The 12164-nt window shown below is 62.8% G+C and carries 10 protein-coding genes; 9 read left to right on the top strand and 1 reads right to left on the bottom strand.

Features of this window, described 5'->3' with window-relative positions; genetic code table 11:
* Positions 1-65: 65 nt before the first annotated feature.
* Positions 66-1067: a type I glyceraldehyde-3-phosphate dehydrogenase gene (gene gap / locus OGL93_RS10640; RefSeq protein ID WP_263262606.1), complete on the bottom strand. Its 1002-nt coding sequence runs from the start codon at positions 1065-1067 to the stop codon at positions 66-68.
* A 262-nt stretch (positions 1068-1329) separates the two neighbouring features.
* Between gap and edd the strand changes: the two genes are divergently transcribed.
* The 9 genes from edd (at position 1330) to ugpC (ending at position 12124) form a co-directional block, all read left to right on the top strand.
* Complete coding sequence (gene edd, locus OGL93_RS10635) at positions 1330-3156, top strand: phosphogluconate dehydratase (RefSeq protein ID WP_263262605.1); 1827 nt, start codon at positions 1330-1332, stop codon at positions 3154-3156.
* The gene (locus tag OGL93_RS10630; RefSeq protein WP_263262604.1) at positions 3153-4109 is read left to right on the top strand and encodes a glucokinase; all 957 of its coding nucleotides are present in this window, start codon (positions 3153-3155) and stop codon (positions 4107-4109) included. The genes edd and OGL93_RS10630 overlap by 4 nt, the downstream gene beginning before the upstream one ends.
* Before the next feature lie 54 nt (positions 4110-4163).
* Complete coding sequence (locus OGL93_RS10625) at positions 4164-4883, top strand: response regulator transcription factor (protein ID WP_263262769.1); 720 nt, start codon at positions 4164-4166, stop codon at positions 4881-4883.
* Positions 4846-6318 carry an ATP-binding protein gene (locus OGL93_RS10620; RefSeq protein ID WP_346659639.1) on the top strand — a complete coding sequence of 491 codons (1473 nt, stop codon included), beginning with the start codon at positions 4846-4848 and terminating at the stop codon, positions 6316-6318. Before OGL93_RS10625 ends, OGL93_RS10620 begins: the two co-directional genes overlap by 38 nt.
* A 170-nt stretch (positions 6319-6488) precedes the next feature.
* A complete protein-coding gene (locus OGL93_RS10615; protein WP_263262602.1) occupies positions 6489-7727 on the top strand; it encodes an AGE family epimerase/isomerase in 1239 nt (412 codons plus the stop codon).
* Between the two features lie 114 nt (positions 7728-7841).
* Complete coding sequence (locus OGL93_RS10610; RefSeq protein ID WP_263262601.1) at positions 7842-9128, top strand: ABC transporter substrate-binding protein; 1287 nt, start codon at positions 7842-7844, stop codon at positions 9126-9128.
* An 87-nt stretch (positions 9129-9215) separates the two neighbouring features.
* Complete coding sequence (locus OGL93_RS10605; protein ID WP_263262600.1) at positions 9216-10124, top strand: sugar ABC transporter permease; 909 nt, start codon at positions 9216-9218, stop codon at positions 10122-10124.
* Positions 10117-10962, top strand: coding sequence for a carbohydrate ABC transporter permease (locus tag OGL93_RS10600; protein ID WP_263262599.1), 846 nt, complete (start codon positions 10117-10119; stop codon positions 10960-10962). The genes OGL93_RS10605 and OGL93_RS10600 overlap by 8 nt, the downstream gene beginning before the upstream one ends.
* 4 nt (positions 10963-10966) lie before the next feature.
* On the top strand, positions 10967-12124 hold the full coding sequence (ugpC, locus tag OGL93_RS10595) for a sn-glycerol-3-phosphate ABC transporter ATP-binding protein UgpC (RefSeq protein WP_263262598.1): 1158 nt from the start codon (positions 10967-10969) through the stop codon (positions 12122-12124).
* Positions 12125-12164 lie beyond the last annotated feature (40 nt).

The following is a 12164-nucleotide window of genomic DNA, read 5'->3' as shown; positions in this document are numbered from 1 at the left end:
AAAGGATCAAATGATAATGCTTCTCATCCTCTCGGCCAGTCAAGAAATATCGTGTAGCAACGGCTCTACTTCGCGTTCATCAGCGCCAGGCAGTTGTCCAGCATACGATTGGAGAAGCCCCATTCGTTGTCGTACCAAGCCATGATCTTCACCATCTTGCCGCTCACCTTGGTGTGGTTGGCATCGAAAATCGAAGACAGGGGGTTGTGGTTGAAGTCCACCGATACCAATGGGAGGGTGTTGTAGCCCAGCACTTTGGAACCCTCGGCCGCTGCCTTGAGCAAGGCGTTGATCTCGTCTGCGGAGGCTTCGCGCTTGACGTTGATGGTCAAGTCCACCAGCGAGACGTTGATCACAGGCACGCGAACGGCCATGCCGGTCAGCTTGCCGGCAAGCTGAGGAAGCACCAGGCCGACGGCTTCAGCGGCGCCGGTTTTGCTCGGGATCATCGAGTGGGTCGCAGAGCGGGCACGGAACGGATCGCTATGGTAGACGTCGATCAGGTTCTGGTCGTTGGTGTAGGCGTGGATGGTTGTCATCAAGCCTTGCTCGATGCCCAGCTCGCGGTCCAGCACCTGGGCCACCGGCGCCAGGCAGTTGGTGGTGCAAGAGGCGTTGGAGATGACCTCGTGCGCCGCGGTCAGGGTGTCATGGTTCACCCCGTATACCACCGTGGCGTCGGCGCCCTTGGCTGGCGCGGAGATGATCACTTTGCGGGCGCCGGCGGTGAGGTGGGCGGCGGCTTTTTCGCGGCTGGTGAACAGCCCGGTGCATTCGAACACAACATCCACGCGGTGCTCTTTCCACGGCAGCTCCGCCGGGTTGCGAATCGCCGACACAGCGATGTGGTCGCCGTTGACACTCAGGCCGCGTTCGTCGTGCTCGACGGTTGCATCAAAGGTGCCGTGGACGGTGTCGTACTTAAGCAGATGGGCGTTCATTGCACTGTCGCCCAAGTCATTGATGGCGACGACCTGCAGGTCCTGGCGGTAGCCTTGGGTATAAAGTGCACGAAGGACATTTCGACCGATGCGGCCGAAACCGTTGATTGCGATGCGAATGGTCATGGCATTACCTACTGTCAGAATTGTGAGCGTCTCCAGCCGAGGACCCGAATCACCAAATCTGTTTTGTTGTTGGAATTACAAGATTATTCGCATAGAAATAGAAAACAAGCCTTTTTGATGGCAGAATTTTGTTTTATCTACAACGCGTGACCGGTACGGCTCTGTCTTTTGATCGACCCCTGGCAGTTAAGTTGAAAGATTTAAGCCAGGTTGATCCGCTGCGGCGCCCGAGAACGGTCCCACCTAAAGCCTGGAGTCATACATGCATCCCCGCGTCCTCGAGGTTACCCAACGGCTGATCGAACGCAGCCGCCCCACGCGCGAGCGTTACCTGGCGATGATCCGCGCCGCCGCGACCGAGGGGCCTCAGCGCGGCAAGCTGCAATGCGCCAACTTCGCCCACGGCGTAGCCGGGTGCGGCGCCCAGGATAAACAGCAGCTGCGCCTGCTCAACGCTGCCAACGTGGCAATCGTGTCGGCGTATAACGACATGCTGTCGGCGCATCAGCCCTACGAGCGCTACCCCGAGGTCATAAAGGCCGCGCTGCGTGAAATGGGCTCGGTAGGGCAATTCGCCGGTGGCGTGCCTGCCATGTGCGACGGGGTTACTCAGGGCGAGCCGGGAATGGAGCTGTCCATCGCCAGCCGCGAAACCATCGCCATGGCCACCGCCGTAGCGCTCTCGCACAACATGTTCGACGCGACGCTGTGCCTGGGCATCTGCGACAAGATCGTGCCCGGCCTGATGATCGGTGCGTTGCGCTTCGGCCACTTGCCGACCATCTTCGTACCGGGCGGGCCGATGCCTTCGGGCATTTCCAACAAGGAAAAAGCCGACGTGCGCCAGCGCTACGCCGAGGGCAAGGCGAGCCGCGAGGAACTGCTGGAGTCGGAGATGAAGTCTTATCACGGCCCAGGGACCTGCACCTTCTATGGCACCGCCAACACCAACCAGTTGGTCATGGAGGTCATGGGGCTGCACCTGCCAGGGTCGTCCTTCATCAACCCCAACACTCCATTGCGCGAGGCCTTGACGGTAGAGGCCGCGCAGCAGGTGGTGCGCATCACCAAGGCCAGTGGCAACTTCATGCCCTTGGGCGAAATCGTCGATGAGCGAGCCCTGGTCAACGCCTGCGTGGCCCTGCATGCCACCGGCGGCTCGACCAACCACACCCTGCACCTGCCGGCCATCGCCATGGCCGCGGGTATCCAACTCACCTGGAAAGACATGGCAGACCTCTCCGAGGTCGTGCCCACGCTGTCCAACGTGTATCCCAATGGCAAGGCCGACATTAACCATTTCCAGGCCGCGGGGGGCATGTCGCTGCTGATCCGCGAACTGCTCGGCGCCGGCTTGCTGCATGAAGACGTCAACACCGTGCTCGGCCATGGGCTGTCGGCCTACACCCGTGAACCGTTCCTCGAAGACGGCCAGCTGGTTTGGCGCGAGGGCCCGGCCGCCAGCCTCGAGGAAGCTATCATGCGCCCGGTCAGCCGGCCGTTCTCCAACGAGGGTGGCTTGCGGGTGATGGAGGGCAACCTGGGGCGCGGTGTGATGAAGGTCTCCGCCGTGGCGCCGGAATTCCGAGTGGTCGAGGCGCCCGCGCGGGTGTTCGAAGACCAGCAGGAACTGGCCGATGCGTTCAAGGCCGGCGAGCTGGAGCGGGACCTGGTGGCGGTGGTGCGCTTCCAGGGGCCACGCGCCAATGGCATGCCCGAGCTGCACAAGATGACCCCGTTCCTCGGAGTGCTCCAAGACCGGGGCTTCAAGGTCGCGCTGGTTACCGATGGACGAATGTCCGGTGCTTCGGGCAAGATCCCGGCCGCGATACATGTTTGCCCCGAAGGGGTAGACGGCGGCCCGCTGGCACGCGTGCGCGACGGCGACATCATCCGGGTGGACGGCATGACCGGCACCCTGGAACTGAAGGTGGACCCGGCCGAATTTGCCGCCCGCGAACCCGCCGTGCCGACCATCGACAGCGGCGTGGGTTGCGGCCGCGAACTGTTCAGTTTCATGCGCGTGGCGTTCAGCTCGGCCGAGCAGGGCGCTAGCGCGTTCACTCAGGCTTTGGGAGCTCTTAAATGACATTGGCACTGGTAGGCGATATCGGCGGCACCAACGCCCGGTTCGCCCTGTGGGAAAACGATGCCATGCGCGCGGTGCAGGTCTTCGCCACTGCCGACTACACCAGCCCCGAGCAAGCCATTGCCCAATACCTGCAGGGCCAGGGGCTGGCGGTGGGCGCGGTGACTTCGGTATGCCTGGCAGTCGCGGGGCCGGTTGATGGCGACGAATTCCGCTTTACCAATAGCCATTGGCGGCTCAGCCAGAAGGCCTTCTGCAACACTTTGCGGGTGGAGCGGCTGCTGCTGATCAACGACTTCACGGCCATGGCCCTGGGCATGACCCGCTTGCAGCCGGGCGAGTACCAGGCCGTGCGCGAAGGCCGGGCGGTGGCGAACCGGCCGGCGGTGGTGATTGGCCCTGGCACCGGCCTTGGCGTGGGCACCTTGTTGAACCTCGGCGCCGGCCATTGGATGGCCCTGCCGGGTGAGGGCGGCCATGTGGACCTGCCCGTGGGCAGCGAGCGTGAAGCGCGCCTGCGTCAGCATATCCAGAATGAAATCGGCCACGTCAGCGCCGAAACCATCCTCAGCGGCGGCGGCCTGCTGCGCCTTTACCAGGCCATCTGCGCCGTCGATGGGTATACGGCCAAGGCCACGCAGCCGTCCCAGGTCACCGAGCTGGCACTGGCCGGGGATGCCGTGGCCGGGCAGACCATCGACCAGTTCTGCCGCTTCCTCGGTCGGGTTGCTGGCAACAACGTGCTCACCGTGGGTGGGCTTGGCGGTGTGTACATCGTGGGTGGGGTGATACCCCGGTTCATCGAGCAGTTCCTGGCCAGCGGCTTCAACGAAAGCTTCGCAGACAAGGGTTGCATGAGCGGATATTTCGCAAATGTGCCGGTTTGGGTCGTTACAGCAGAGTTTTCGGGGCTGATAGGGGCCGGTGTGGCCTTGCGGGAAGGGTCGGCTTGAGCGTCTAATCGGCGTCGAACGGGCGACGACCCGGGCTGATGAGAAGTGAACGCCTTGACCACTGCTGGCAAAACCATTCTGCTGGTCGACGATGACCAGGAAATTCGCGAGCTGCTGACCGCCTACCTGGGCCGCGCTGGCTTTCAGGTCAGTGCGGTCGGTGACGGCCACGGCTTTCGCGAAGCCTTCAATGCCGCCAGCGTCGACTTGGTCATCCTCGATATCATGCTCCCCGACGAAGACGGTTTTAGCCTGTGCCGTTGGGCCCGCCAGCACCCGCGCCAGGCGCACGTACCCATCATTATGTTGACCGCCAGCTCCGACGAAGCCGACCGCATCGTCGGGCTCGAGCTGGGTGCCGACGATTACCTGGGCAAACCCTTTAGCCCGCGCGAGCTGCAGGCACGGATCAAGGCGCTGCTGCGCCGGGCGCAGTTCGGCAGCGAGCGTGCGAGCGAGCTGCTCGCCTTCGATGATTGGCGCCTGGACGTGGTCAGCCACCGGCTGTTCCACATCGACGGCGAGGAAGTGATCCTCTCGGGCGCCGACTTTGCCCTGCTCAAGCTCTTCCTCGACCACCCGCAACAGATCCTCGACCGCGACACCATCGGCAACGCCACCCGAGGCCGCGATCTGATGCCGCTGGATCGGATCGTCGACATGGCCGTAAGCCGCCTGCGCCAGCGCTTGCGCGACACGGAAAAGCCGCCGCGGTTGATCCGCACGGTGCGCGGCAGTGGCTACCTGCTGGCGGCAAACGTTGTCACGGCGTAGGCGGCTGCCGCTTCCCCGCTCGCTGCTGGGGCGCATGCTGCTGCTGACCTTGCTGGCGGTGCTGTTGGCGCAAACCCTGTCGAGCATGATCTGGCTGGCACAGCTACGGGAAACCCAGCTCGAAGGGCTGGTGACCAGCGCCCGTAGCCTGGCGCACTCGATGTCGGCCAGCGCCAGTTACTTCCGTTCGCTACCGCTAGCCTACCGGCCATTGGTGCTGGACCAGCTGCGCAGCATGGGCGGTACCCGCTTCGTGGTATCGCTCAATGACAAGCCATTGGGCATGCGGGTACTGGGCCCAACGCTGCGCCGGACCGCCGTGATCGACGCGGTAACGGGTGTGCTGCGCGAGCGCCTGGGGAGCCAGGTGGAGATTTCCGTGCAGTTCGTAAGCCCCCAGGACCTGCGCATCTTCAACAGTGGCCTCAGCCTGGATGAACTGCCGCGCTCCTGGGCCCATTACGCCCTGACGCTTGAGCCAGTGAACCCGCCGGTGATGGTCACGCAGATCCGCCTGGGCGAAGGGGAGTGGCTGTATATCGCCTCCCTGTTGCCCGAGCCCTACACCACCTTGGAAGAAGAAGGCCTGCCCGCGCAGCAGCTATGGTTCATCGGCCTGACCAGTGCCTTTTTGCTGCTCTTCATCGGCCTGCTGGTGCATTGGCAGAGCCGCCCGCTCAAGCGCCTGGCCCGGGCGGCAAGGGAAATGTCCCTCGGTGCGGAGGTGGACCAGCCTATGGTCGAAGGCGGCGGCAGCGAGGTGGTGGAGGTCAGCCGGGCGTTCAATGCCATGCGCGAGCGCATCAGCCGCTACCTGACCGAGCGCAGCCAGCTGTTCAGTGCGATCTCCCACGATTTGCGCACGCCTATCACACGCCTTCGGTTGCGGGTGGAGCTGCTCGAAGACGAGCCACTGGAGGCCAAGTTCAGCCGCGACCTGGATGAGCTGGAGCTGCTGGTCAAAGGTGCGCTGCAATGCGTGAAAGACACGGACATCCACGAAAACATCGAACCGGTGGACTTGAACCAGGTGCTGGATTGCCTGGTGGAGCCCTATATGGCGCCCGACGGCAGTGGCCGGGTAACCCTGGCCGGTGAGGCGCGCCGGCCTTACCCTGGCAAGCCCCTGGCCCTGAAGCGCTGCATGGGTAACCTCATCGATAACGCGCTCAAGTATGGCCAGCGCGCCCACTTGCTGGTGGAAGACACCGCCAGGGAGTTCGTGCTGCACGTGGATGACGAAGGCCCGGGCGTGCCTTTGCAGCGGCTGGAGAAAGTCTTCGAGCCGCACTTCCGCCTGTCCACCAACCAGCAGGGCTACGGGTTGGGCCTGGGCATCGCGCGAAACATCGCCCATAGCCATGGCGGCGAGGTCAGCCTGCGCAACCTGCCCCTGGGTGGATTGCGCGTGACGCTGTCGTTGCCCCGGGTATAGGCGGGGCTGTGTATCAGGGGCGTGCGTAGTGGCTGGCTTGCCCGCGACTGGCGGCTTCCACGGCGAGGGATAATGTCACCAGTTGGTGACACTCAAGCGCGGCTTCGTTACCTCTGCTGAGCGGCCCCTTGAGTAGACTCGCCCTGCGAATTACAAAAACAAGGTTCAGCATGGACAGGCTACAACTGGAATTCAGCAGTTGGCTTAACAGCACTTCCCATCACCAATGGTTGGCCGCGGAAGCCACCCGCCTGTTGGAGTTCGCCAAGGCGGCACGCCTGGCAGAGGGCTTCGGCTACCTGGACGAGCACGGCAAACTCACCGACACCCCGGCGCAAACCCTGATCACCACCCGCATGACGCATAGCTTCGCGCTCGCGCACCTGCAAGGGCTGCCGGGCTTTGCCGCGCTGGTGGATCATGGCGTCGCCGCGCTCAAGGGCTGCCTGCGTGATAGTGAGCACGGTGGCTGGTATGCGGTGGCTGGCCACGCGGACGGCGACAGTGGCAAGGCCGCTTACCTGCATGCATTCGTGGCCCTGGCTGCCAGCTCGGCGGTCGTTGCCGGCCGGCCTGGCGCCCAAGCCCTGCTCGAGGATGCCGTTGCGGTCATCGAGCGGCACTTCTGGGCCGAGGAGGAGGGCGCCATGCGCGAGGCCTTCGACCAGGCCTGGTCGCAGCAAGAAGCCTACCGCGGCGCCAACAGCAACATGCACAGCGTGGAAGCCTTCCTGGCGCTGGCCGACGCAACGGGAGAGAGCCGTTGGTTGAGCCGGGCCTTGCGCATCTGCGAACGGATCATCCATGGCCAGGCCGCAGGCAACGGCTATCGAGTGATCGAGCATTTCAGCGGCAGCTGGGCGCCGCTGCTGGACTACAACCACGCTCAACCGGCGGACCCCTTCCGGCCTTATGGCAGCACACCCGGGCATGCGTTCGAATGGGCGCGGCTATTGCTGCACCTCGAAGCGGCGCTGAGCCGGGCCGGGTTGGCTGCGCCGGCATGGCTCTCCGACGATGCCCGCCAGCTGTTCGACACCGCCTGCCGTACCGCCTGGCATGTCGATGGCGCCGAGGGCATCGTTTATACCCTCGATTGGAACGACGACCCTGTGGTTCGCCAGCGCATGCATTGGGTTCACGCCGAAGCCATTGCCGCGGCGGCTGCCCTTTTGCGGCGCACCGCGGAGCCCACCTACGAGCACTGGTACCGATTGTTCTGGGAGTACACGGAGGCCCGGCTGGTCGACCGCGAGCTCGGCAGCTGGCACCACGAGCTTGACCCGCAGAATCGTCCTTCCGCCCAGGTGTGGGGCGGTAAGCCTGACCTCTACCATGCGCTGCAAGCCGTACTGTTGCCACGTTTGCCCCTGGCACCGAGCCTCGCCTCGGCGGTTCGCTCCATGTAACTGCCTGGTGACATTTGTGCGTCGATTCGTTACCTGGCGCACTAATTAGTCTGTCTAAACTTCCCGCAGCGCAAGCACAAGACTTGCTATGCATAACAACAAAAAGGTACTTCGATGAACGCGATCAATCGCCTCGCCGCTGTCATTTCCCTCGCCACGCTCTTCCCCTTCGCGGTCCATGCTGCCGATAGCAAAGGCACTGTCGAAGTGGTGCATTGGTGGACCTCCGGCGGTGAAAAAGCTGCTGTTGACGTACTCAAGGCCCAGGTCGAAAAAGACGGCTTCACCTGGAAGGACGGCGCTGTCGCCGGTGGTGGTGGTTCCACTGCGATGACCGTACTCAAAAGCCGCGCCATGGCCGGTAACCCTCCAGGCGTTGCTCAGATCAAAGGCCCGGACATTCAGGAATGGGGTAGCACCGGCCTGTTGAATCCCGACGCCCTCACCGATGTGGCCAAACAGGAAAACTGGGACGGCCTGCTCTCAAAGAAAGTCGCCGATACCGTCAAGTTCGAAGGCAAATACGTTGCCGTGCCGGTGAACATTCACCGCGTGAACTGGCTGTGGATCAACCCGGAAGTCTTCAAGAAAGCCGGGATCGACAAAGCGCCGACCACCCTCGAAGAATTCTACGCTGCCGGTGACAAGCTCAAGGCTGCGGGCTTCATCGCCCTGGCCCATGGTGGCCAGCCGTGGCAGGACAGCACCGTGTTCGAAGACGTCGTACTCTCGGTCATGGGCCCGGACGGCTTCAAGAAGGCCTTCGTCGACCTGGACGAAAAAGCCCTGACCGGCCCGGAAATGGTCAAGGCCTTCACCGAGCTCAAGAAAGTCGCCACCTACATGGACGCCAACCGCGCGGGCCGTGACTGGAACATCGCCGCCGCCGATGTGATCAACGGCAAGGCGGGCATGCAAGCCATGGGCGACTGGGCGAAGAGCGAGTGGACCGCGGCCAAGAAAGTCGCCGGCAAGGACTACCAGTGCGTGCCATTCCCAGGCACCGAAAAAGCCTTCACCTACAACATCGACTCCCTCGCGGTGTTCTTGCTCAAAGACAAGAACAACATCGCCGCGCAGCAGGACCTGGCCAAAGTGGCGTTGGGCACCGACTTCCAGAAGGTCTTCAGCATCAACAAAGGTTCGATCCCGGTGCGTACCGACATGCAGAACGACATGGAGAAACTGGGCTTCGACTCCTGCGCGCAGCAGGCAGCCAAAGACTTCCTGGCGGATGACAAGAACGGCGGCCTGCAGCCGAGCATGGCGCACAACATGGCGACTTCGCTGGCAGTTCAGGGCGCGATCTTCGACGTGGTGACCAACTACATCAACAACCCAAGCGCCGACCCTGCCGCGACCGCCAAGCAACTGGCGAGCGCGATCAAGTCAGCCAAGTAAGCCGTTAACCCGAGCCCCGCGCCTGCGATTCCCCATGGCAGGCGCGGTGGCTGCGAATACCAATGCTTTTCAGCGGATCCTTTGTTTATGAGCTCAGTAGCGGTCTTGGCCAAAGCCTCGCCCCTGGACGCCTTGCAACGCTGGCTGCCCAAACTGGTGTTGGCGCCGAGCATGCTGATTGTCCTGGTCGGCTTTTACGGTTACATCCTGTGGACGCTCGTGCTGTCGTTCACCAGTTCTACCTTCATGCCGACTTACAAGTTCGCCGGATTGCAGCAATACGCTCGCTTGATGGACAACGACCGCTGGTGGGTCGCGAGCAAGAACCTGGCAGTCTTCGGCGGCATGTTCATCGCCATCAGCTTGGTGATCGGTGTATTCCTGGCGGTGTTGCTCGACCAGCGCATTCGCCGCGAAGGCTTCCTGCGCACCGTATACCTGTACCCCATGGCGCTGTCGATGATCGTCACCGGTACCGCTTGGAAATGGCTGCTCAACCCAGGCCTGGGCCTGGACAAGATGCTGCGTGACTGGGGCTGGGAGGGCTTTCGCCTAGACTGGCTGGTCGATCAGGATCGCGTGGTCTATTGCCTGGTCATCGCCGCCGTATGGCAGGCGTCCGGCTTCGTCATGGCGCTTTTCCTGGCCGGCTTGCGTGGGGTCGATCAGTCGATCATTCGTGCCGCGCAGGTGGATGGCGCCAGCCTGCCGACCATTTACCTGAAGATCGTATTGCCGAGCCTGCGCCCGGTGTTCTTCAGTGCGTTCATGATCCTTGCCCACATCGCGATCAAGAGTTTCGACCTGGTCGCGGCGATGACCGCGGGCGGCCCGGGCTATGCGTCCGACCTGCCAGCAATGTTCATGTACACCTTCACCTTCAGCCGCGGCCAGATGGGCCAAGGCTCGGCCAGCGCCATGCTGATGCTCGGTGCGATCCTGGCGATCCTGGTGCCCTACCTCTACTCGGAATTGCGGGGCAAGCGCCATGACTGATACGCGCCTCAAGCCAGGTTTGACCTGGGATCGCGTTGCGATCTACGCGGTATTGCTGGTAGCCGCCGCGGTGTACCTGGTGCCGCTGGTGGTGATGTTGCTCACCAGCTTCAAGTCGCCGGAAGACGTGTTCGCCGGCAATTTGCTCACCTTGCCTGAGACCTTCACGGTGATCGGCTGGCAAAAAGCCTGGGCGACCGTGGGTGGTTACTTCTGGAACTCGGTACGGATCACCGTGCCAGCCGTGCTGATCTCCACCTTCATCGGTGCGCTGAACGGCTATGTGCTGTCCATGTGGCGCTTCCGTGGCTCGCAGTTGTTCTTCGGCCTGTTGCTGTTCGGTTGCTTCCTGCCCTTCCAGACCGTGCTGCTGCCAGCGTCCTTCACCCTTGGCAAGATGGGGCTGGCCAACACCACCACGGGCCTGGTGTTGGTTCACGTGGTCTACGGCCTCGCCTTCACCACGCTGTTCTTCCGCAACTTCTACGTAAGCGTGCCCGAGGCGCTGGTGCGCGCGGCACGGCTGGACGGTGCAGGGTTCTTCACCATCTTCAACCGCATCCTGCTGCCGATGTCGATCCCGACCATCATGGTTTGCCTGATCTGGCAGTTCACCCAGATCTGGAACGATTTCCTGTTCGGCGTGGTGTTCGCCAGCGGCGACGCCCAACCGATCACGGTAGCGTTGAACAACCTGGTCAACACCAGCACCGGGGTCAAGGAATACAACGTGGACATGGCCGCGGCGATGATCGCCGGGCTACCGACGCTGCTGGTTTATGTACTGGCGGGCAAGTATTTCCTGCGCGGGCTCACTGCCGGCGCGGTCAAGGGGTAACAACATGGCAACGCTCGAACTGCGTAACGTAATCAAGAGCTACGGCAGTGGCCTGCCGGACACGCTCAAGGACATCCAGCTGTCGATCGACTCCGGGGAATTCCTGATCTTGGTAGGGCCCTCGGGCTGCGGTAAATCCACGCTCATGAACAGCATCGCCGGGCTGGAAAACATCACCGGCGGGGCGATCCTGGTCGATGGGGTCGACATCAGTGGCATGAGCCCGAAAGATCGCGACATCGCCATGGTGTTCCAGTCCTACGCGCTGTACCCGACCATGACCGTGCGGGAAAACATCGCCTTTGGCCTGAAGATCCGTAAGATGCCCACCGCGGAAATCGACCAGGAAGTCGCTCGGGTGGCCAAGCTGCTGCAGATCGAACATCTGCTCACTCGCAAGCCCGGGCAACTGTCCGGTGGGCAACAACAGCGGGTAGCGATGGGGCGTGCATTGGCACGGCGGCCGAAGATCTACCTGTTCGACGAGCCGCTGTCGAACCTGGACGCCAAGCTGCGGGTAGAGATGCGCACCGAAATCAAATTGATGCACCAACGGCTGCGCACCACTACCGTCTATGTCACCCATGACCAGATCGAAGCCATGACCCTGGGCGACAAGGTCGCGGTGATGAAGGACGGCATCATCCAGCAATTCGGCACGCCGAAGGATATCTACAACGATCCGACGAACCTGTTCGTGGCCAGCTTCATCGGCTCGCCGCCGATGAACTTCATCCCACTGCGTTTGCAGCGTCGGGACAGCGGCTTGGTCGCCGTACTGGACAGCGGCCTGGCGCGCTTCGAGCTGCCGCTCGGGGTGCAGACGCCAGGCCTGGAAGACCGTGAAGTGATCCTGGGTGTGCGGCCGGAGCAATTGATCGTGGCCAAGGAGGCGGGCAGCGCCTTCCCAGGCGTGCGTGCCGAGGTTCAGGTAACCGAGCCCACCGGGCCGGACACACTCGTGTTCGTGACCTTGAACGACACCAAGGTGTGCTGCCGGGTGGCCCCGGATGAGGCGCCGGCGGTAGGAGAAACGCTTGACGTGCGCTTCGACCCGAGCAAGGTGCTGCTGTTCGACGCCGCCAGCGGCGAACGACTGGGCCTGGCGGCCGCGGCGCCAGCACAACGCAGTGACAACGTGGCTCGGTTCACCGGCCGCTGATCGCCACGGGTGGCTGCCACCCGCGGTATTACAATGAGTT

The organism is Pseudomonas sp. RIT-PI-S, from assembly GCF_025642975.1.
Classification (GTDB): Bacteria; Pseudomonadota; Gammaproteobacteria; order Pseudomonadales; family Pseudomonadaceae; genus Aquipseudomonas.
This window is presented reverse-complemented; position numbering and strand designations above follow the sequence as displayed.

What these genes read in the sequence shown, in the direction of transcription:
- edd (WP_263262605.1), top strand. Translation starts at nt 1,330, where the DNA reads ATGCATCCCCGCGTCCTCGAGGTTACCCAACGGCTGATCGAACGCAGC.
- ugpC (WP_263262598.1), top strand. Translation starts at nt 10,967, where the DNA reads ATGGCAACGCTCGAACTGCGTAACGTAATCAAGAGCTACGGCAGTGGC.
- OGL93_RS10630 (WP_263262604.1), top strand. Translation starts at nt 3,153, where the DNA reads ATGACATTGGCACTGGTAGGCGATATCGGCGGCACCAACGCCCGGTTC.
- OGL93_RS10615 (WP_263262602.1), top strand. Translation starts at nt 6,489, where the DNA reads ATGGACAGGCTACAACTGGAATTCAGCAGTTGGCTTAACAGCACTTCC.
- gap (WP_263262606.1), bottom strand. Translation starts at nt 1,067, where the DNA reads ATGACCATTCGCATCGCAATCAACGGTTTCGGCCGCATCGGTCGAAAT.
- OGL93_RS10605 (WP_263262600.1), top strand. Translation starts at nt 9,216, where the DNA reads ATGAGCTCAGTAGCGGTCTTGGCCAAAGCCTCGCCCCTGGACGCCTTG.
- OGL93_RS10610 (WP_263262601.1), top strand. Translation starts at nt 7,842, where the DNA reads ATGAACGCGATCAATCGCCTCGCCGCTGTCATTTCCCTCGCCACGCTC.
- OGL93_RS10600 (WP_263262599.1), top strand. Translation starts at nt 10,117, where the DNA reads ATGACTGATACGCGCCTCAAGCCAGGTTTGACCTGGGATCGCGTTGCG.